General features: G+C 60.7%; 18 protein-coding genes and 1 riboswitch. Of the genes, 12 read left to right on the forward strand and 6 right to left on the reverse strand.

Annotated features, from left to right (window positions below; all coding sequences use genetic code 11):
* Positions 1-117: 117 nt before the first annotated feature.
* From MKS85_RS20675 to hldE, 5 genes are all read left to right on the forward strand, one after another.
* Positions 118-1230: a capsular biosynthesis protein gene (locus MKS85_RS20675; RefSeq protein ID WP_139048593.1), complete on the forward strand. Its 1113-nt coding sequence runs from the start codon at positions 118-120 to the stop codon at positions 1228-1230.
* Complete coding sequence (locus MKS85_RS20680) at positions 1224-2420, forward strand: O-antigen ligase family protein (protein WP_188252201.1); 1197 nt, start codon at positions 1224-1226, stop codon at positions 2418-2420. The genes MKS85_RS20675 and MKS85_RS20680 overlap by 7 nt, the downstream gene beginning before the upstream one ends.
* Before the next feature lie 129 nt (positions 2421-2549).
* Complete coding sequence (gene msbA, locus MKS85_RS20685; protein ID WP_409078021.1) at positions 2550-4340, forward strand: lipid A export permease/ATP-binding protein MsbA; 1791 nt, start codon at positions 2550-2552, stop codon at positions 4338-4340.
* A gap of 42 nt (positions 4341-4382) precedes the next feature.
* The gene (cysC, locus tag MKS85_RS20690) at positions 4383-4979 is read left to right on the forward strand and encodes an adenylyl-sulfate kinase (protein ID WP_139048590.1); all 597 of its coding nucleotides are present in this window, start codon (positions 4383-4385) and stop codon (positions 4977-4979) included.
* 99 nt (positions 4980-5078) lie between these two features.
* Entirely contained in the window at positions 5079-6500 is a 1422-nt protein-coding gene (gene hldE / locus MKS85_RS20695) for a bifunctional D-glycero-beta-D-manno-heptose-7-phosphate kinase/D-glycero-beta-D-manno-heptose 1-phosphate adenylyltransferase HldE (protein ID WP_047225895.1), read from the forward strand.
* A 152-nt stretch (positions 6501-6652) separates the two neighbouring features.
* On the opposite strand, the gene MKS85_RS20700 is transcribed toward hldE, so the two are convergent.
* The 4 genes from MKS85_RS20700 to MKS85_RS20715 form a co-directional block, all read right to left on the reverse strand.
* A complete protein-coding gene (locus tag MKS85_RS20700) occupies positions 6653-7618 on the reverse strand; it encodes a metal ABC transporter ATPase (protein ID WP_188252203.1) in 966 nt (321 codons plus the stop codon).
* 34 nt (positions 7619-7652) lie between these two features.
* Positions 7653-8465: an aldo/keto reductase gene (locus MKS85_RS20705; protein WP_047225893.1), complete on the reverse strand. Its 813-nt coding sequence runs from the start codon at positions 8463-8465 to the stop codon at positions 7653-7655.
* Positions 8462-9637 (reverse strand): FAD-binding oxidoreductase, encoded by a 1176-nt coding sequence (locus tag MKS85_RS20710; RefSeq protein WP_047225892.1) that lies wholly within the window; start codon positions 9635-9637, stop codon positions 8462-8464. Before MKS85_RS20710 ends, MKS85_RS20705 begins: the two co-directional genes overlap by 4 nt.
* 107 nt (positions 9638-9744) lie before the next feature.
* Complete coding sequence (locus MKS85_RS20715) at positions 9745-10077, reverse strand: multidrug efflux SMR transporter (protein ID WP_047225891.1); 333 nt, start codon at positions 10075-10077, stop codon at positions 9745-9747.
* A 104-nt stretch (positions 10078-10181) separates the two neighbouring features.
* Between MKS85_RS20715 and MKS85_RS20720 the strand changes: the two genes are divergently transcribed.
* A complete protein-coding gene (locus tag MKS85_RS20720) occupies positions 10182-11072 on the forward strand; it encodes a LysR family transcriptional regulator (protein ID WP_047225890.1) in 891 nt (296 codons plus the stop codon).
* A 22-nt stretch (positions 11073-11094) separates the two neighbouring features.
* Entirely contained in the window at positions 11095-12369 is a 1275-nt protein-coding gene (gene waaA, locus MKS85_RS20725) for a lipid IV(A) 3-deoxy-D-manno-octulosonic acid transferase (protein WP_188252204.1), read from the forward strand.
* A gap of 70 nt (positions 12370-12439) precedes the next feature.
* Here the strand turns inward: waaA and MKS85_RS20730 are convergent, their stop codons facing one another.
* The gene (locus MKS85_RS20730; protein WP_139048584.1) at positions 12440-13879 is read right to left on the reverse strand and encodes a TolC family outer membrane protein; all 1440 of its coding nucleotides are present in this window, start codon (positions 13877-13879) and stop codon (positions 12440-12442) included.
* A 154-nt stretch (positions 13880-14033) separates the two neighbouring features.
* Positions 14034-14139, forward strand: a riboswitch (TPP riboswitch).
* 175 nt (positions 14140-14314) lie between these two features.
* Here MKS85_RS20730 and thiC point away from each other — a divergent pair.
* The gene (thiC, locus tag MKS85_RS20735) at positions 14315-16204 is read left to right on the forward strand and encodes a phosphomethylpyrimidine synthase ThiC (RefSeq protein ID WP_188252205.1); all 1890 of its coding nucleotides are present in this window, start codon (positions 14315-14317) and stop codon (positions 16202-16204) included.
* A 170-nt stretch (positions 16205-16374) separates the two neighbouring features.
* On the forward strand, positions 16375-17667 hold the full coding sequence (cytX, locus tag MKS85_RS20740) for a putative hydroxymethylpyrimidine transporter CytX (RefSeq protein WP_188252206.1): 1293 nt from the start codon (positions 16375-16377) through the stop codon (positions 17665-17667).
* On the opposite strand, the gene MKS85_RS20745 is transcribed toward cytX, so the two are convergent.
* Positions 17636-18382: a DUF3298 domain-containing protein gene (locus MKS85_RS20745; protein WP_139048583.1), complete on the reverse strand. Its 747-nt coding sequence runs from the start codon at positions 18380-18382 to the stop codon at positions 17636-17638. The genes cytX and MKS85_RS20745 overlap by 32 nt on opposite strands.
* Before the next feature lie 214 nt (positions 18383-18596).
* On the opposite strand from MKS85_RS20745, the gene MKS85_RS20750 reads away from it, so the two are divergent.
* The 3 genes from MKS85_RS20750 (at position 18597) to cpdA (ending at position 20596) form a co-directional block, all read left to right on the forward strand.
* Entirely contained in the window at positions 18597-19214 is a 618-nt protein-coding gene (locus MKS85_RS20750) for an NUDIX domain-containing protein (protein WP_139048582.1), read from the forward strand.
* Complete coding sequence (locus MKS85_RS20755) at positions 19205-19657, forward strand: DUF1249 domain-containing protein (RefSeq protein WP_047225883.1); 453 nt, start codon at positions 19205-19207, stop codon at positions 19655-19657. Before MKS85_RS20750 ends, MKS85_RS20755 begins: the two co-directional genes overlap by 10 nt.
* A gap of 123 nt (positions 19658-19780) precedes the next feature.
* A complete protein-coding gene (gene cpdA / locus MKS85_RS20760; protein WP_310663119.1) occupies positions 19781-20596 on the forward strand; it encodes a 3',5'-cyclic-AMP phosphodiesterase in 816 nt (271 codons plus the stop codon).
* The last annotated feature ends 195 nt before the right edge of the window (positions 20597-20791 follow it).

Raw genomic sequence — 20791 nt, forward strand, 5'->3', positions numbered from 1 at the left:
TTGGCAGTCTCCTATGCGCGGGCCGTTGAATAGCGGGATGTTAATGTCTGCGGACTGGTCGCACGGCGGTTATGAAACACTTTGGTAGGTGAATGCGGCCTACTTTCTGGACACCCTATGACGAAAATGCTGTTCATTTCCCTGGCCAAGCATCAGGGGCTTTATTTCAATCGATTGCTTAATGAGACCGAGCTACAAGGTACAGTCGTTACTCCTTCAGAGATGCCCTGGCCAAGATCCTTACGAGTATCCAGGGTGCTTTCGCGAATCGACAGCCCAAACCTGATCGAAAGAAAATGCGAGGAACGGCGCGTCAAGAATAAGAGCACCGGTCGCTTGTATCGCTTATTGTTACGTCTGGAACTCCTCTGGGTTGCGTTGCGTGTCCAGGCCCTGCTCGACCGCGAGCGTCCCGATGTGCTGGTATTCTGGAATGGGGGACATCGATACTGCCAACTGTTAATGGCGTTGGCTGCGCCTGGGTGTAAGACGTTCTTCTTCGAGAATGGCTTGTTACCCGACACCACGACCGTTGACCCCCAGGGTGTGAATTTCCTGAACGCCGTTCCGCGTGAGGTCGATTTTTATCTCAATTATCCTTATCCCGTGCCTGACCATCAGGCGGCGCCTGTCCTGATTCCTCGTAAGCCCCGTGCCAGCGGTCCTCCCCCAATAGTATTACCTGAGCAATTCGTCTTTATTCCGTTTCAGGATGACCGCGATAGTCAGGTTCGGTTGTTTTCTCCTTGGGTTCGGAACATGCGGGAGATGTTTGCCCTGGGTGAGCGCCTGGCCGACGAGACCGGTTTGACAGTGGTCTTCAAAGAACATCCATCCAGCCGCCAGCACTATCCAGATTTGCATGAACGCACTCACGCTCGTCTGTTGTTCGCCAATGGCAACTCCACCCAGCAATTGATCGAGGCCAGTCAGTTTGTGGTCACGCTGAACTCAACGGTGGGCCTTGAGGCTTTGCTTTTGGGTAAGCCGGTGCTGACCTTGGGCCAGGCGTTCTTCAATATCGAGGGGTTGGTGATGCACGCCGATAATGCCGAGCAGCTAATGGGGCTGGCGCGCGCGTTTGCGCAATGGCCGCTCAACGATCAGTTGAGACGCAACTTCCTTCACTACCTCTCTGAACACTATTGCATCAAGGGCGGCTGGAAAAATGCCGACAACGCCCAGTTGCAGCGGGTCGCTAACAGAATGCTGGGGAAAACCGAGTGCTAGCAGCAGTGAGAAGGCTCATCGACAAAGATGTACTGACGTTGTGGGCATCGACCGGATTTCTGATACTGCTGTGTGGAGCATGGGTACTACCGAGTAACAAGCTTTATCACCAGAGTTTGATTTTCCTATTGTGGCTACCCGCCTTGTTGGCGCTGTTTCGTCGGGATTTTCGCTCATTGCTCAGGCAGCCGGAATGTCTGCTCTTCATCCTGTTTGTGGCCTGGACCCTACTGGTATTGGCGCTGCAGGGGGGGGATGACGTCTTCGGCAAGAGCAAGGTGACACTTTACGCTGCGCTAACTCTGCTGGGCGTATTATTGGCTGCACAGAACAGTAAGTGGCGGTTCGAGTCCATGCTGCTGTACGCATCGATTGTCGGAGGTTTTTTTGCAGCGGCTTCGTGGGTCTACTTCTATCAACTGTCCGTCAAGCCATTCAACGCTCGGGTGATTGCCATAGGCTTGTGGGACGCAGCGATCATGGCTGCGCATGCAGTGGGGGCCTTGGCGATTATTGGCGCCTTCACGTTTCAGACCAAACGGTTCAGCCCCCGCGTAATGGTGTTGTTGCTGATTCCGGCCCTGGGGTATGCCCTGTTCCTTGGCTTCAGTCAGACGCGCGGTGTGTGGATCGGTTTGTTGGCCTGTCTACTTGTAATGGGGGCGGCGCGACCGTCACGCTTGTGGGCCGCCTTGATCTTTCTGGTAATCCTGGGCGTGGCATCTGTTGCTCTGTACAAGCCACAGATCCTTCTCCAGCGTGGTGTTTCCTTTCGTCCGGAGCTATGGAGCGGCGGCGTTCAATTGCTACTGGAACACTGGGCGTTGGGGCTAGGATTCCATGAATATCTCATCCCGATCCCTGAAATCGGACGTTCATTCAAGCACCCCCATAACCTCTTCCTGGATATCGGCGTGCGCCTCGGTGTTCCTGGTCTGCTGTTATTCGGATGGCTGTGGCTGGCGGTTGGTTGGCGTGGTTGGATTTCGCGAGCGCAACCGCTGGGGCAAATGTTGCTGGCGCTGTGGGTTTTTTCCGGGGCATCGTTACTGACGGATGGCATTGGTCTTTGGCTCAAACCCAACGCGGACTGGTTGATCACATGGCTGCCGATCGCCGTGAGTATCGTATTGGCTGCTCGTGGGAAAACGGCAACTACAGACGCCAAGCAAAGCGCTTCCGTTTCTTGATGCCTGCGGCGCTGATGCGAACACTGTCTCTGTGCTTTTGGCGGCCGTCCTGACTGAGCCGATGTTGTAATGGGTTCGCTGTTACAATCCGCAGCTTGTCTCTCTTTTCAAATGTCCGAGGCGCACCGAATGGCCAATCCCGACCAGCAATCGAGCATGAAGATTTACCTGCGGTTGCTGAAATACGTGCTCCCTTATTGGGGAGCTTTTGCCATCAGTATCATCGGCTTCGTGCTGTTCGCATCCAGTCAACCGATGCTGGCGGACATGCTCAAGCACTTTCTCGACGCTTTGCAAAAGCCCAGCGACACCCAGTTTATGGGGATTTCACTGGTGCTTGGCGTGCCATTGTTGATCGTGCTCATTGCTGTCTATCAAGGCATAGGCTCATTTCTAGGTAACTACTATTTGGCCAAGGTCGCCCGTGGCGTGGTTCATGACCTGCGTTGCGCCCTGTTCGACAACTTGCTGACCCTGCCTAACCGCTATTTTGACAACCATAACTCGGGGCACCTGATTTCACGCATTACCTATAACGTGACCATGGTCACCGGTGCTGCCACCGATGCGATCAAAGTGGTGATCCGCGAAGGCCTGACCGTCGTATTCCTTTTCGGATACCTGCTTTATAGCAACTGGAAAATGACGCTCGTCTTGCTGGCGATCCTTCCCTTCATCGCGTTGATGGTCAGTAGCGCGAGCAAGAAATTTCGCAAGCAGAGCAAGAAAATCCAGGTGGCGATGGGTGATGTGACCCATGTGGCTTCGGAGACGATCCAGGGCTACCGTGTCGTTCGCAGTTTTGGCGGTGAAGCCTACGAAATCGAACGGTTCCACAAGGCCAGTGCTGACAATATGAACCGCAGCCTGGGCATGACCCGCACCCAGTCGATCTATACGCCGATGCTGCAACTGGTGATTTATATTGGTATGGCCGTACTGATGTACTTGGTGCTTTATCTTCGCGGCGATGCTTCTGCCGGTGAGCTGGTCGCCTACATCACTGCTGCGGGTTTGCTGCCCAAGCCCATTCGTCAACTGTCGGAAGTCAGCGCCACGATCCAGAAAGGATTGGCGGCAGCGGACAGTATTTTCGAGCAACTAGACGAAGAGCCGGAAGTGGATACGGGGACTCAGGAAATCGCTCGTGTAAACGGTCGCCTGGAGGTGCGCAACCTGAGCTTCCAGTACCCAGGCACCGAAAAACTCGTGCTCGACGACATTTCCTTTACCGCAGAAGAAGGGCAAATGATCGCGCTGGTAGGGCGCTCAGGCAGCGGCAAGTCGACCTTGGCCAACCTGATTCCGCGCTTTTATCATCACGACAAAGGTCAGATCCTGCTCGACGGTTTGGACGTCGAGCAATACAAGCTGACTAACTTGCGTCGTCACATCGCCCTGGTGACTCAGCAGGTCACCCTGTTCAACGATAGCGTTTCCAACAACATTGCCTACGGTGACCTGGCAGGCGCCCCGTTCGAGGACGTGCGCAAGGCTGCCGAAGACGCCTACGCGGCCGAATTCATTGAGCAAATGCCTCAGGGTTACGACACCTTGGTGGGCGAAAACGGTGTTCTGCTTTCCGGCGGTCAGCGCCAGCGCCTGGCGATCGCTCGGGCCCTGCTCAAGAACGCTCCCCTGTTGATTTTGGATGAGGCCACTTCGGCCCTCGACACCGAGTCTGAGCGCCACATCCAGGGAGCTCTTGACCAAGTGATGAAGGGACGCACCACCCTAGTGATCGCCCATCGCTTGTCTACCATCGAGAAGGCTGACTTGATCCTGCTGATGGACAAGGGGCGTATTGTCGAGCGAGGTACTCATTCAGAGTTGTTGGCACTGAACGGTTTATACGCCCGCTTGCATGAGAAGGATTTCATCGATGGCACCGACGACGTGACGAAAGGTACCTTCGCCTGATTTCGGTTTTGCGCGATTCCAATATTCGCGAGAGGCTCGGCTATGGATGGAACGGTAAAGGTCTCGCTACAACAGCCGCATGGGCTCTCGATTTCTCCCGAGGCCCGGGCGGCGATCAAATCCCAGCAGCCGCGATGCATATGGTTGACCGGACTTTCCGGGGCGGGAAAGTCGACACTGGCCAATGCGCTGGAAGTACGGCTTCACGGCAGTGGTCTTCATACCTGTCTGCTTGATGGCGACAACTTGCGCCGAGGTTTGTGCAGCGACCTGGGCATGACGTCTGAAGCCCGCAAGGAAAACGTCCGGCGTATCGCCGAAGTGGCACGGTTGATGGTCGACGCCGGACTGATTGTCATCGTTGCGGCCATTTCGCCATTTCGCGCCGACCGCGAAGCGGCACGCAAGTTGTTTCCCGAGGGTGCTTTCCTTGAAGTCTATGTCAGCACGTCTTTCGAGGTTTGTGCCCTGCGTGACCCCAAGGGGCTTTATCGGGAAGCGCGGGCCGGACGGTTGAAAAATTTCACCGGTCTCGACAGCCCGTACGAAGCCCCCCTGGAGCCCGATTGCGATATCGACACGGGCGAGCTAGCGCTGAGCGAGGCCTGCGAGCGGTTGTGGGCATTGCTGCAGCGCTGACTCCAGAACTGCTGTCGCATCCGCTTACAGCCATGCAAGAGCCTTCCTCAACCCTGTGCTAATATCGCGGCCCTGTTCATTTTGTATGTGGGATGCTCCATGAAGTTGTCCATGCCGCGATTCGATCAAGCCCCTGTATTGGTGGTCGGCGATGTCATGCTCGACCGCTATTGGCATGGCGGTACCTCACGGATTTCCCCTGAGGCGCCGGTTCCGGTGGTCAAGGTCGAACACATCGAGGACCGTCCCGGTGGTGCCGCCAACGTTGCCTTGAACATCGCCGCCCTTGGTGCGCCGGCCTCTCTGGTGGGGGTGACCGGTGACGACGAAGCCGCCGACAGCCTGACCAATAGCCTCAATGGCGCCGGCGTGCGGGCGATTTTCCAGCGGGTTGCGCACCAGCCGACCATCGTCAAGCTGCGGGTCATGAGCCGTCACCAGCAACTGTTGCGGATCGATTTCGAAGAACCGTTCGCCACCGATCCCCTGGCCCTCGGGGCGGAGGTCGATAACCTGCTCGAAGGCGTCAAGGTGCTGGTGTTGTCGGACTACGGCAAAGGTGCGTTGAAAAACCATCAGGCGCTGATCCAGGCCGCTCGTGCCCGTGGCATTCCGGTACTGGCTGACCCCAAGGGCAAGGATTTCTCGATCTACCGCGGCGCGAGCGTGATCACGCCGAATCTCAGCGAATTCGAAACCATCGTCGGCGGTTGCGCCGATGAGCACGAACTGGTGAGCAAAGGCGCACAGCTGATGCAAGACCTCGACCTCGGCGCTTTGCTGGTGACCCGTGGCGAACATGGCATGACCCTGCTGCGTCCCGATCATCCGGCGTTGCACCTGCCGGCGCGTGCCCGTGAAGTGTTCGACGTGACTGGTGCCGGCGATACCGTGATTTCCACCCTGGCCGCGGCCATCGCCGCCGGCGAGGAACTGCCCCATGCGGTGGCCCTGGCGAACCTGGCGGCGGGCATTGTCGTCGGCAAGCTCGGTACTGCCGCCATCAGCGCCCCGGAGCTACGCCGCGCGATCCAGCGCGAAGAAGGCTCCGAGCGGGGCGTGCTGGGCCTGGAGCAATTGCTGCTGGCCGTCGACGACGCCCGTGCCCACAACGAGACAATCGTTTTCACCAACGGCTGCTTCGACATCCTGCATGCCGGCCACGTGACCTATCTCGAGCAGGCCCGGGCCCAGGGCGATCGCCTGATCGTCGCGGTCAACGACGATGCATCCGTGAGTCGTCTCAAAGGACCTGGGCGGCCGATCAACAGCGTCGACCGGCGCATGGCGGTCCTGGCTGGTCTTGGCGCGGTGGATTGGGTGATCAGCTTCAGCGAAGGCACGCCGGAAAACCTGCTGCGCGAGGTCAAGCCGGATGTGCTGGTCAAGGGCGGTGATTACGGGATCGATCAGGTCGTGGGAGCGGACATTGTCGCGGCCTACGGCGGCACTGTGAAGGTGTTGGGGCTGGTGGAAAACAGCTCGACGACGGCGATTGTGGAAAAGATCCGCAATCACTGAGCCTTTGCTGGTGACAATGTGTCAGGCAATGCGCCAACCTGTGGGAGCGAGCCTGCTCGCGATAGCGATGTGTCAGCCAAATCGAGGCTGACGGGTCCAACGCCATCGCGAGCAGGCTCGCTCCCATAGGGCCCATCATCAACTCGATGACGTTAACGAGCCACCTTGCGCGGCACGATCTTCTTGAGCAATTGCCGGGCCTTGCCCCTCAGCCGGGTCAGCCCCGACTCCTTGCCCGGTGGCGTCAGCCCTTGCTGGTGCAGCCAATCCTTCCAGCGAATCCGCTCGTCTCGTACCAGCCAGCCGTCCTGCCTGGCAAAACTCTCCGCCAGGTACAGCCCGCGGGTGCTGGCCGGGTACAGTTGATCCTTCTTCAAGGTGTACAGCTCGGGCAAGGGTTGGCCGTCCTGTAGCGGCATCAGGTAAAGATCGGGTCGCTTGCGGTCCAGGCGCGCCACCAGTTGGTCTCCCTCCAGGCGCTCATCCACATGAAACAGACTCAGGGACTTGGCTTCCTTGGGCACATCCAGGCGCAAATCGTAAATCAGTTGCAGCGAGGCCGTCGGCAGGTGCACGTAGGCGCGTGGTCGCTCGATCAGTTGCAGGTTGGCGCTGCGCACTGGGCGGGCCGAACCGGACAGCGGCGTCAGGCGAAACGGCAAGGCTTCACGATAATGCAGGGCGGTGGCGTAGGGCGCGGGCAACCAGGTGTCATTGAAGCGTCCACCAAGCCAGCCCTCGGGGGTTTCCAGAAGGCATTCTTCGGCAATTTCACTGATGGCGGTGAGCAGCGGCAGGTTAAGCTCATGGGCCGGGACATAACCGGAAATCAACTTGAGCACCACGTCGCCGCGGTCTTGTCGACGCTGGCGCACCAGCACCCAATAGTCGCGGTTCTGCCAGTGCAGGGTCAGGCGCACCGAGACACCAAGGTTTGCCAGTTCCAGGGAAAAACGCTCGGGGTCCTCCACCGTCACCGGACGGCGCCGCTGCAAGGTCTGGGAAAAATTCAATGGCATCCCGACGCTCTGGTAAGTCAGGCCTTCGGGTGTCGCTTCGACGAACAGGGGCAGGGTCTTGAAGTTGCTGGGGTTTTTTCTGATGAGCGTGCGCGGCATGTCGGCTCCTTCCTTAAGGCCGCGCAGGGCGGCGTCAGTTTTTACGTAGGACCTTGGCTACGGTCGCGACGTTATGGGCGAGGTGCAGCGGATTGATGGTGCCGACAATAGCACTGGCGACACCGGGATGTTCAAACAACAGTTCGAAGCTGGCCCGGACCGGGTCCACACCCGGGTTCAGGCAGACGTGACCGCTGGCCAAGGCTTTCTTCACCAGAATGGCCTTGCCATGCAAGGCTGCGTAGTCAATGACAGTCTTCTCGTTTCGTTCGTTCAGATTGTAGGTGACCATCGCGCAATCGCCTTGCTCCAGGGCTTTCAAACCGCCCTCGACGGTTTTGCCGGAAAAGCCGAAGCCGCCGATCTTGCCCTCGCGCTTGAGCGCCGCCAGGGTTGGGTAGACCTCGCTGTCGTTGAGGATCGCCAGGTCGTTGCCGTCGGAGTGCACCAGCACCATGTCGATGTAGTCCGTTTCCAGGCGCTTGAGGCTGCGTTCCACCGAGAGTCGGGTGTGGGCGGCACTGAAATCGTGGTGCGACTGGCCGTCACTGAACTCTTCACCGACCTTGCTGACAATCACCCAATCCTGACGCTGGCCGCGCAACAACGGGCCCAGGCGTTCTTCGCTGCGGCCATAGGCCGGCGCGGTGTCGATCAGGTTGATGCCCAGGTCACGCGCCAGTTTGAGCAGCATGCGCGCTTCGTCGTCATCGGGAATCTGGAAACCGTTGGGGTATTTGACCCCCTGGTCGCGGCCGAGCTTGACGGTCCCCAGGCCCAGGGGTGAAACCCGCGGGCCGTTATTGCCCAGCGGGCGATGCAAGTCGTGCAGGGTCGGTTGGCTCATGGCAGCAGTTGCTCCCAGGCCGGGATGCCCATGGGCGGTTTCGGCAGGTCCGGCAATGGCGCCGGATGGCTGGGGGTGATGCCATCGCGTTGTAGCGTGGCGATCACTCGATCGGCAAAGTCCGGGGCCAGGGCCAGTTTGGTCGGCCAGCCCACCAGCAGGCGATCCTGTTCGGCGAGAAAGGCGTTGTCCGGGCGGGTCAGGCCCGATTGCAGCGGTTCGGCGCGGTCGACCCGCAGCGTGGCCCATTGTGCGGCGCTGAGGTCGACCCAGGGCAGCAATTGGCCAAGTTCTTTCTGGGCGGTAGCAATCTGCGCGGCGGGCTCGCGGGCCACGCCGTCGGCTTCGGCAATGTCGCCGCCCAGGTACCAGACCCATTGGCCATCGGCGGCCGGGTGGGTGGTCACGGTGATGCGCGGCTTCGGCCCGCCCCCCAGGCAGTGGGCGTACAGCGGCTTGAGGCTCGGTCCCTTGACCAGCACCATGTGCAACGGCCGACGCTGCATGGCCGGTTGCTCCAGGCCCAGGGCACTGAGCAGATCGGCGGTGCCGGCCCCGGCGCTGAGGACGATACGCTGGGCGCGGATCTCGCGGCCATCAACCTTGAGGCCGATCAGTTCGTCGCCGTCGCGCAACGGCTCGATATCTTTGCCGGCCAGCAAACCATCGCCGGCCAGATCTGCCAGCCGTGCAAGCAGGCTGGGGACGTCCACCACCAATTCGGCCAGGCGATAGACCTTGCCCTTGAAGCGCTTGTCTTGCAGGGCCGGCGGCAGTTGCTCGCCCTTGACCTGATCGACCCGCCCACGCACGGCCTTGCTGGCGAAGAAGCTGGTGAGATTGCCGGCCAGGGTGCCGGGAGACCAGAGGTAGTGAGCTTCGGACAGCAGGCGCACGCCGGACAGATCCAGTTCGCCCTCGCCAGCCAGGGCTTCGCGCCAGCGGCGTGGCATGTCGGCGATGGCTTCCGAGGCGCCGGTGAGGGCACCGTGCAAGGCGTACTTGGCGCCACCATGGATGATGCCCTGGGATTTGATGCTCTGCCCGCCGCCGAGGCTGGCGCTTTCCACCAACACAGTCGAAAAGCCCTGGCGGCGCAGGCGCGCATTCAGCCAGAGGCCGGCGACTCCGGCGCCGACAATCAGAACGTCGGTGGAAATAACGGATGGCATGCAGCGACCTCGCGGGAAATGAAGCGGCAAGTTTCAAGCTTCAAGCTGCAAGTTACAAGCAAGAGGGATAGCCTTTGCTTGCAGCTTGCAGCTTGCAGCTTGCAGCTTCAGTGCCCGGCCGTCTTGGAAAAGAGCTGAATCACCACAACCCCCAGCACAATCAACGCCATCCCCAGCATCGCCGGCACATCCAGCTTCTGCCCGTAGATGAACAGCGCTGCCACGCTGACCATGACGATCCCCATCCCGGCCCAGACCGCATACGCCACGCCCACCGGAACGGTGCGCACCACCAGGGTCAGCATCCAGAATGCGATGCCGTAGCCGGCGATCACCAGCAGCAGAGGCAGGGGTGTGCTCAAGCCTTTGATCGCTTTCATCGACACGGTGGCGATCACTTCGGCGCAGATGGCGATGGCCAGGTAGTAGTAAGCGTTCATAGGCGAAAATCCTCTTGAAGGGTGCGTCTTTCTGTGTGGACATTTTAGGGCGCTGTCAGATGGGGTAAAGTCATTACCTATCTGCATACGAGATAGGTCGGGTCATGAGTGTTCTGTGGAATCTGGAGCAGCTGCGGCTGTTTGTCGGTGTCGCCGAGAAACGTTCGTTTTCCGCCGTGGCGCGGGACCAGCGCAAGGCTCAATCGGCCATTAGCAGCGCGATTGCGTTGTTGGAAACCGATCTGGGCGTGACGCTGTTCGAGCGCAGCAGTGGCCGCCAGCCGAAGCTCACCGAAGCCGGCGAGGCCTTGTTGGAAGAGGCGCGGGAAGTGCTGCGCCAGTGTGAGCGTCTCAATGGCCGAGCCCTGGCCCTGATGCGCGGTCAGGAGGCGATGTTGCGTCTGGCTCAGGATGAGGCGATGCCCTATCAGCCGGTCATCGACAGCCTGGCGGCCCTGGCCGAGCGGTTCCCGACCCTCGAGGTACAACTGGCCAGCGCCGCGCAGGGCGATGTGGCGCGCAAACTGGTGGAGCGCCGCGCTGATCTGGGGTTGTTGTTTTATCACGACCAGATCCCCGAAGCGCTGGAGCGCCGGGTGCTGGGCAGCGTCGAGATGGTCACGGTCTGTGGCAGGGGGCATCCACTGGCGAGCCATGATTACGTGACCTGCCTGGAAATGGCCCGGCATCGGCAATTGCTCATGGCGACCCAGTCCAGTGTCTACCCTGGGAGTGAACAGGCCAGCCCGCAGGTCTGGCGCGCCGACAGTTTCTACGTCTTGGCCGAATGGCTGAGAAGCGGCCTGGGCTGGGCGTGGCTGCCACGGCATGTGGTGCAGTACCCGGCGTACCTGGGGGATATGGTCGAGCTCAACAGTGAGTGGACCCCGCCGGCCCTGGTGGTGGAGCTGGTCTGGCGCCGCGACGAGCCGTTGGGCCCGGCCGCGCGCTGGCTGGCGGAACGTTTTGCCGTGCAGTTGCAGGCGATCGGCTGAAAACCCGATAAACTCCGCCGCCATGAACAGAACTCTCTATAGCGCATTGTTTTATCTGGGGCTGCCACTGGTAGCGATTCGGCTCTGGTTGCGGGCACGCAAGGCGCCGGCCTACGCCCGGCGCATCGGCGAGCGTTTTTCCTGGGGGTTGCCGGTGATGGTGCCGGGAGGCATCTGGGTCCACGCCGTATCGGTGGGCGAGAGCATTGCCGCCGCGCCGATGATCCGCGCCTTGCTGCAACGTTATCCACAGCTGCCGATCACGGTCACCTGCATGACGCCCACCGGCTCCGAGCGCATCCAGGCGTTGTTCGCCAACGAGCCACGCATCCAGCATTGCTATTTGCCCTACGACTTGCCCTGCGCGGCCAACCGTTTCCTCGATCGGGTTCGCCCGGTGCTCGCGGTGATCATGGAAACCGAATTGTGGCCCAACCATATTCATCAATGCGCCAGGCGCGGCATTCCTGTTGCCCTGGCCAACGCGCGACTGTCGGAGCGTTCTGCGCGCGGTTATGCACGTTTGCCCAAACTCACCCGGCCAATGCTCGCCGAGATGAGCCTGTTCGCTGTCCAGACCGAAGCCGAGGCCGAGCGCTTGCGCCAGTTGGGTGCGCGGGCGCAAACCGTCGAGGTCACCGGTTCGATCAAGTTCGACCTGACCATCGACCCGCAACTGCTGGAAAACGCCAGCGCCTTGCGCCATGAGTGGCAAGCGACGGAACGCCCGGTGTGGATCGCCGCCAGTACCCATGAAGGCGAAGATGAGGTGGTGCTGGCCGCCCACCGTCGGTTGCTCGCCAGTTATCCCGATGCGTTGCTGATCCTGGTGCCGCGCCATCCCGAGCGTTTCGATTCAGTGCATCAATTGTGTGAGAACGAAGGTTTCGCCACGGTGCGGCGTTCCAGCGCACGGCCCGTCACTGCCCAGACCTCGGTGCTGCTGGGCGATACCATGGGCGAGCTGTTGTTTCTCTACGCGCTGGCCGACAGCGCGTTTGTCGGCGGCAGCCTGGTACCCAACGGCGGGCATAACCTGCTGGAACCGGCGGCACTGGCCAAGCCGGTGCTCAGCGGGCCGCACCTGTTCAACTTCCTCGAAATCGCCGCGCAACTGCGGGCTGCCGGGGCGCTGGCGGAAGTCGAAGATGCCGAAAGCCTGGCCCTGGCGGTACAACGCCTGTTCGAACTGCCCCGCGATGCCCAGCGCATGGCCGAGGCGGGGCTTGCGGTGATGCGCACCAACCAGGGCGCGTTGCAGCGGTTACTGGAGGGGTTGGGGCGGTTGATCGACTGAGCGACTGAATATCTGTGGGAGCAAAGCTTGCTCCCACAGGAGGTTGCTGAGGGGGCTTCCCTCCGAGGGGTTACTGCGCCGGCCGCGAGCGCAGTTGCTCCGCCGCAGCCTGTGCCAGATCCGGCGGTAGAAAGTCCTTGTCCGGGTTGTAGTCGGGTTTGAGATAGCGCGACAGGTCCTGCAGATCCGACGGGCTCAACGTACCCGCTGCCTGCTTGAGCCGCAGGTTGTCGAGGATGTAGTCATAGCGGGCGTTGTTGTAGTTGCGCACCGAGGTGTACAGCTGACGCTGGGCATCGAGTACATCGACGATGTTGCGCGTGCCCACCTGGTAACCGATCTCCGTGGCTTCCACTGCGCTCTGGTTGGAGATGATGGACTGGCGGCGGGCCTGGACCTGTTCCACATCGGTATTCACCGCCCGGTGCAGGTTGCGGGTGTTCTCCACCACCTGCCGGCGCAGGGCCTCGCGCTGTTGTTCGGTCTGAGTCAGTTGCGAGTAGGATTCGCGCACCTGAGAGCTGGTCAGCCCGCCGCTGTAGATCGGGATGCTCAATTGCAGGCCGATGGTGCGTTGCTCGGCATCGCCACCATAACGCTGGCCGGTAGGGCTGGGGTTGGTAAAACCGAGGCCATCGTTGTCGCCTTTTTTGTATTGGGCGATCGCATCGAGGGTCGGGGCATGCCCGGACTTGCGCTGACGCAGGGTGTCTTCGGCGGCCGTGACGGCGTAGTTGCTGGCCAGCAGATTGAGGTTCTGCTTGGCGGCCGTATCGACCCAGGCCTTGGCGTCGTTCGGTGCCGGCGGCAGGATCGGCAGCGTGTGGACGATGCCCTGGAGCGAGTTGTACTGACGGTTGGTCAGGGTGATCAAGGCTTCGAAGGCGTCGTCGACCTGACGCTGGGCCAGGATCCGGTTGGCTCGCGCGGTGTCGTAGCTGGCCTGGGATTGCAGCACGTCGGTCTTGTCCGACAGGCCTACGTCGAAGCGCTCGTTGGACTGGTCGAGCTGACGCTTGAACGCCGCTTCTTCGGCCTTGGTCGAGGCCAGGTTGTCCTGGCTGCGCAGCACGTTGAAATAGCTCTCGGCGCTTTGCAGGATCATGTTCTGTTCAGTGGCCGAGAGTTGCAGCGATGCTTGTTCGTTGACCGACTTCGCCGCCTGGAACTGAAACCAGCGATCGGCACGGAAAATCGGCTGGGACAGTGTGGCCTGGTAGACCGTACCGCTACGGGAGGCGGTCATGGCGGGCTCGTCGAGCTCGGTACGGGTGTTGTTCAGGTCGGCACCGGCCGACAGGTTGGGTAGCAACCCGGCGCGCGCCTGGGGCACCACTTCTTTCTGGGCGCCATACTGGGCGCGGGCGGCGGCCAGGTCGGCGTTGTTGTCCACCGCTTCCTGATACACGCTCACCAGATCGGTTTTGGTGGTCAAGGGCGCTTCGGCAGCCCAGGCCATTCCATTGGACGCACAAGACACGGCAAGGGCCAGTGAGAGTTTGCGCAGCATGAGGCGTTCCCTACTTCTCAAATGATTGCGCACAAGAGGCGCGGCGTAGCGAGTGTAGTTGCGCGCACGCACGGCAACAATCCTGTATATGCGCCATTCATCACGCCTTTTGCCGTCGCGATGGCGTTCTGCGGTGGTTATGTCTAGACTGGCCGGGTTCTTGTCGGGGTGCCTTGCTATGAGGCTGAGATCGAATAATTTCGGATCCCGTTGAACCTGATCAGGTTAGCGCCTGCGTAGGGAACAAGATTTCTCGTCACCCGGCGAGTCCTCTTGTGCTTCGTCCGGGATGTTGTTCGACAATCGACTTTCGATTTTCGAGCATCCTCGAGCAGCAAGCACAGCGTCCGCACTCTCGTGCAGGGACGCGTCCATTCGTTACAGGTTCGCTCCGACAAAAATCCACTGCCTGGATGTGTGTCTGGAGAGCCCGTGATGACGACAAAATCAAAAAACGCGACCAACCTCAGTGATTCGGCCAAGGTCGATGAGCAATCGGTTCAGCCCTTTACCCGCTCGCAAAAAATCTATGTCCAGGGCAGCCGCCCGGATATTCTCGTGCCCATGCGCGAAATCAGCCTCGACGTGACCCCCACCGACTTTGGCGGCGAAATCAATGCGCCCGTGGTGGTGTACGACACTTCGGGTCCCTACACCGACCCGAATGTGATCATCGACGTGCGCAAAGGCCTGGCCGATGTGCGCTCACCGTGGATCGAAGCCCGTGGCGACACCGAACGCCTGGCGGGACTGAGCTCCAACTTCGGCCAGGAACGCCTGGCCGATCCCGAGCTGACCAAACTGCGCTTCGCCCATGTGAACAACCCGCGTCGCGCCAAGCCCGGCGCCAACGTCAGCCAGATGCACTACGCGCGCAAAGGCATCATCACCGCCGAGATGGAATACGTCGCCATCCGCGAAAACATGAAGCTGGAAGTGGCCCGCGCCGCCGGCCTGCTGGACCAGCAACACGCCGGCCACAGCTTCGGTGCCAGTGTGCCGAAAGTCATCACCCCGGAATTCGTGCGTGACGAAATCGCCCGGGGGCGCGCGATCATCCCGGCCAACATCAACCACACCGAACTGGAACCGATGATCATCGGCCGTAACTTCCTGGTGAAGATCAACGGCAACATCGGCAACAGCGCACTGGGCTCGTCCATCGAAGAAGAAGTGGCGAAGCTGACCTGGGGCATTCGCTGGGGTTCGGACACGGTCATGGACCTGTCCACCGGCAAGCACATCCACGAAACCCGCGAGTGGATCATCCGCAACTCGCCAGTTCCGATCGGCACCGTGCCGATCTATCAGGCCCTGGAAAAAGTCGGCGGCGTGGCCGAAGACCTGACCTGGGAGCTGTTCCGCGACACGTTGATCGAACAGGCCGAGCAGGGCGTCGACTACTTCACCATCCACGCCGGCGTGCTGCTGCGTTATGTGCCGATGACCGCCAAGCGCGTCACCGGCATCGTCAGCCGTGGTGGTTCGATCATGGCCAAGTGGTGCCTGGCGCACCACAAAGAGAACTTCCTCTACACCCACTTCGAAGACATCTGCGAAATCATGAAGGCCTACGACGTCAGCTTCTCGCTGGGCGATGGCCTGCGTCCGGGTTCGATTGCCGACGCCAACGACGAAGCGCAGTTCGGTGAGCTGGAAACCCTCGGCGAGCTGACCAAGATCGCCTGGAAGCATGACGTGCAGTGCATGATCGAAGGCCCGGGCCACGTGCCGATGCAGTTGATCAAAGAGAACATGGACAAGCAGCTGGAGTGCTGCGACGAGGCGCCGTTCTACACCCTCGGCCCGCTGACCACCGATATTGCGCCGGGCTATGACCACATCACCTCCGGTATCGGAGCGGCGATGATTGGCTGGTTCGGTTGCGCCATGCTCTGCTACGTCACCCCGAAAGAACACTTGGGGCTGCCAAACAAGGATGACGTGAAGACCGGGATCATCACCTACAAGATCGCCGCGCATGCGGCCGATCTGGCCAAAGGGCACCCAGGCGCGCAAATCCGCGACAACGCCCTGAGCAAGGCGCGTTTCGAGTTCCGCTGGGAAGACCAGTTCAACCTCGGCCTGGACCCGGACACCGCCCGCTCGTACCACGACGAAACCCTGCCGAAGGATTCGGCCAAGGTCGCGCATTTCTGCTCGATGTGCGGGCCGAAGTTCTGCTCGATGAAAATCACCCAGGAAGTGCGCGAGTACGCGGCCAACCAGCGCATTGAAGCGGTGGATGTCGATGTCGCCCAGGGCTTGGCGGAACAGGCTGAGCGGTTCAAGAAGGAAGGTAGTCAGCTGTACAAGAAAGTCTGATCGGTGCTGAGGGCGGCGGTGACTTCACCGCCGTCATCGCGAGCAGGCTCGCTCCCACAGTGGATCTCGGTTGTTCACAAATTTTGTGTTCGCCGCAAATCTCCTGTGGGAGCGAGCCTGCTCGCGATAGCAATCATCAGAACAACAAATATCCCTCCGAGATAACAACTTTGAACATCCAACCCAGCACCTACTCCCCCGACACCGCCGTCCCCTTGGACAGGCGCGTCTTCGGCGCCCGCGATCTGTTTTCCCTGTGGTTCTCCCTCGGCATCGGCCTCATGGTCTTGCAGGTCGGCGCCTTGCTCGCGCCAGGCCTGGGGCTGAGCGGTTCGTTGCTGGCGATTTTCCTCGGCACGCTGGTGGGCGTCCTGCTGCTGGCGGCCGTCGGGGTGATCGGCAGCGACACCGGCCTGTCGGCCATGGCCGCTCTCAAGCTCAGCCTCGGCGGCAAGGGCGCGAGCGTGCCGGCGGTGTTGAACCTGCTGCAGTTGATCGGTTGGGGCTCATTCGAAATCATCGTCATGCGTGACGCCGCCAGCCTGCTCGGCGCCCGGGCCTTTAGCGAAGGCAGCCTGGGCTCGAACCCACTGTTGTGGACATTGTTTTTCGGCGCACTGGCGACCCTGCTGGCAGTGAGCGGGCCGCTGACGTTCGTGCGTAAGGTCCTGCGCAAGTGGGGCATCTGGCTGCTGCTGGCGGCGTGCATCTGGCTGACCTGGAACCTGTTTGCCAAGGCTGATCTGGCGGCGTTGTGGGCGCGGGCGGGAGATGGTTCGATGCCGTTTGCCGTCGGTTTCGACATTGCGATAGCCATGCCGCTGTCCTGGTTGCCGCTGATTGCCGACTACTCGCGCTTCGGCAAACGCGCAAAAAACGTCTTCGGCGGCACCGCGCTGGGGTTCTTTATCGGTAATTTCTGGCTGATGAGCCTGGGCGTGGCCTACACCCTGGCGTTCGCGCCGAGCGGTGAAGTCAACGCGCTGTTGCTGGCCCTGGCGGGCGCCGGGTTGGGTATCCCGCTGCTGCTGATTTTGCTGGATGAATCGGAAAATGCCTTCGCTGATATCCACTCGGCGGCGGTGTCCAGCGGCATGCTGACGGGGTTGAAAGTCGAGCACCTGGCCTTGGCGATTGGCGTGGTCTGCACCTTGATCGCCTGCTTCGCGCCGTTGGCGCAGTATCAGAATTTCCTGTTGCTGATCGGCTCGGTGTTCGCACCGCTGTTCGGTGTGGTGCTGGTGGACCACTTCATCCTGCGCAAGCGCGCCAGCCGGGTCGTGTCAGCGGCGTTGTGCTGGCCGGCACTGTTGGCCTGGCTGGGCGGGGTGAGCACCTATCACCTGCTGGCCAACTTCTACCCGGACATCGGCGCCACCCTGCCGTCGCTGGTCCTGGCAGGGTTGCTGCAACTGATACTGGGCCGGGCTTTCAACTACGGCCGGGAAACAGCTCGGGCTTGAGGATGCCATTGAGGCGTGGGTAAGCGATCTTCAGTTCGATGTGGCCCAGGGCGTATGGCGCGATGGTGCTCACTTGGTACTTGAGGATCACGCCGCCGTAGGTCAGCGCCACGTTCGGGGTTTTCTGGAACGGCCACTGCTTCACGAACTCCGGTTCCTGATCCAGTTTGGTGCTGATCAGCCAGCTGTTGTGGGCGACCTGCACGGCTTTCCAGAACGCCTCTTCCTGGCCCGGCAGCAGCATGTCCGACAGCGTCAATACTTTGTGCTGCTGGCGCGAATAGTTGATGAAACCGCGCCCCGGCGTACCGTGCGCACCGCCAGTGTCCAGGTAACTGGACAATTCGATGATCACCAAGCCGTCATGCTGCTCCCGTACCTTGGCTTGCAGGTAACTGCTGTTGCGTGGCGCGGCGCTGCGCAAAAACTGCTCGCGGTAGGCGGCCAGCGTCGGCGCCAGCGGGGCGTCCGGTGTGGTGCGGGTCATTTGCAGCAGGCGTTTCTCGATAATGCCGTCCAAGGCCGGCTCGGCGGGAAAGCGCAGGGTGTCAATGTTGACCAGGGGGCAGTCGGCGCTGGCGCATCCTGGTTGCAGTTGTTCCGAGGCATCGCGGGTAGTTTCCAGCGGAGCGCGGTAGTTGGGTTGGAACAGGCTTTGGCAAGCGCCCAGGGTCAGGGCAATAGTGGCCACGCAAAGGGTTTTGAAAAGCGACATGGGCGTCCTTCATGAAACAGGGAAAGGCGAAAAGTTACCCGCTTCGACTGTCGGCAGGGCAATCAGTTCGCCACTAAGCTCATTAGAGTGGCTTTGAGGGCAGCCGTCTATCCCGATGACTGGAAAGGGGCTGCATCAAACGGTACGGGCGCGTTAGGATGGCGCGAAGCCGAGGCTGGAACCTCGCATCGATCCGCTGCAAACGAGGACTGTCATGACCGATTTCGCCAACGCCACACCGAGCGCCGTGGACATCGTAAAGCGTGAAAACTGCTTTCAGGGTTTCTACAAACTCGATCGCGTCCACCTGCGCCACGAGTTATTTGCCGGTGGCATGAGCCGTGAAATCAGCCGTGAACTGTTCGTGCGTCATGACGCGGTGTGCGTGCTGCCCTACGATCCGCAACGCGATGAGGTGGTACTGATCGAGCAGTTTCGCGTCGGCGCCATTGGCAAGACCACCAACCCCTGGCTGGTGGAACTGGTGGCCGGCCTGATCGACAAGGACGAGCAACCGGAAGAAGTTGCTCATCGCGAAGCGCAGGAGGAAGCTGGGCTTGTCTTCGCTGCGCTCTGGCCGATGACCAAGTATTTTCCATCGCCGGGCGGCAGCAATGAATTCGTGCATCTTTATTTGGGGCGTTGCGACAGTGTGGGGGCCGGTGGCCTGCATGGGCTTGTGGAAGAAGCCGAAGACATTCGTGTGAAGGTCTGGGCTTTTGAAGATGCCTTGCAAGCAGTGCGCGACGGGCAGATCTGCAACGCGGCCAGCATCATTGCCTTGCAATGGCTGGCCTTGAATCGCGATGAAGTGAGGGGGCTATGGTCTTAAGCAAGCTGCGCGACCGTTATCGCGTCGATCTGGTCGGGTTGCAGGCCGCCTGCGAGGCCAACTACGCCCGCCTGATGCGCTTGTTGCCGGACATGCGCAACGACCCCGCGCCCCGGCGCATCGCCGTGACCCATGGCGACCAGATGCTCGGCGTGCTGGCCATTGAAGTGCTGCAAACCTGCCCATACACCACCACCTTGCAAGTGCGCCAGGAACACAGCCTGCCCTGGTTGCCGGTGCCGCAACTGGAAGTGCAGGTCTATCACGATGCGCGCATGGCCGAAGTCGTGAGCGCCGAACATGCGCGACGTTTTCGCGGCATCTATCCTTATCCCAATGCGTCGATGCACCAACCGGATGAAAAGGCCCAGTTGAACCTGTTTCTGGGGGAATGGCTGAGTCATTGCCTGGCGCTGGGCCACGAATTCGAGGTTGTTCGGTAGCTGCCGGTCAAAAACTGGACACTGGTTGTGAACCGGTTCCGGTTCGCGGGTTTCCCCTTTCGATCTTCCCCAGCATAATTGCCGCTTCATCCAATGGCGTAGTCGCGCCTGGGAGAGAGCGATTTGCCGAGCGTATCCACCTTGACCACCGCCGATACGGCGCTGCTGGTCCAACTGTCTGACAGTCACCTGTTTGCCGAGGCCGACGCTTCGTTGCTGGGCATGAACACCCGCGACAGCCTGCAGGCGGTCATTGACTTGGTGCTCACGCAGCAGCCGAACATTGACCTGATGCTTGCCACTGGGGATTTGTCCCAGGACGGTACGCTGGAGTCCTATGAGGCGTTTCGGCAGTTGACTGCGCGAATCGATGCGCCGGCGCGGTGGATTCCCGGTAACCATGATGAGCCGGAGGTGATGCTTGAGGCGGCGGTCAAGAGTACGTTGCTCGATCCGGTGGTGGACATTGGCAATTGGCGGGTGACGATGCTCGATTCTGCCGTGCCAGGTTCTGTGCCGGGGTTTTTGGCTGAGGAGCAGTTGATTCTGTTGGCCAATGCCTTGAGCGAGGCGCCGGAGCGACATCACCTGGTGTGCCTGCATCATCATCCTGTTTCGATTGGGTGTGCGTGGATGGAGCCGATTGGGTTGCGTAATCCTGAGGCGCTGTTTGCGGTGTTGGATCGGTTTCCTCAGGTGCGTGCTGTTCTGTGGGGGCATGTGCATCAGGAGGTTGATCAGGTGCGTGAGGGGGTTCGTTTGTTGGCTTCGCCTTCGACCTGTATTCAGTTTGAGCCGGGGAGTGAGGATTTTGCGGTGGGGGGGCAGGCGCCGGGGTATCGGTGGTTGCGGCTCTTGCCGGATGGGCGGTTGGAGACGGGGGTTGAGCGGGTGGTTGGTTTTGCGTTCACTCCTGACTATGGCTCCAACGGTTACTAAGGCTTACAGCCGGCCTGTCTCTCCCGGTTGTACTGTGATCAAACTGTGGGAGCGAGCTTGCTCGCGATGACGGCCTGACAGCCGGCCAGGATTTTGTTGATCGGGTACATATCCATTTCTGCGGTAACGGCCGCTTATGGTTCCGCCCTTACGGGGGAGTGTCAGATTTTTTGTGTGCGGGCCGGTAACGGCCTG

Source organism: Pseudomonas sp. JL2 (assembly GCF_031570495.1).
In the GTDB taxonomy this organism is placed as follows: Bacteria; Pseudomonadota; Gammaproteobacteria; order Pseudomonadales; family Pseudomonadaceae; genus Aquipseudomonas; species Aquipseudomonas rhizophila.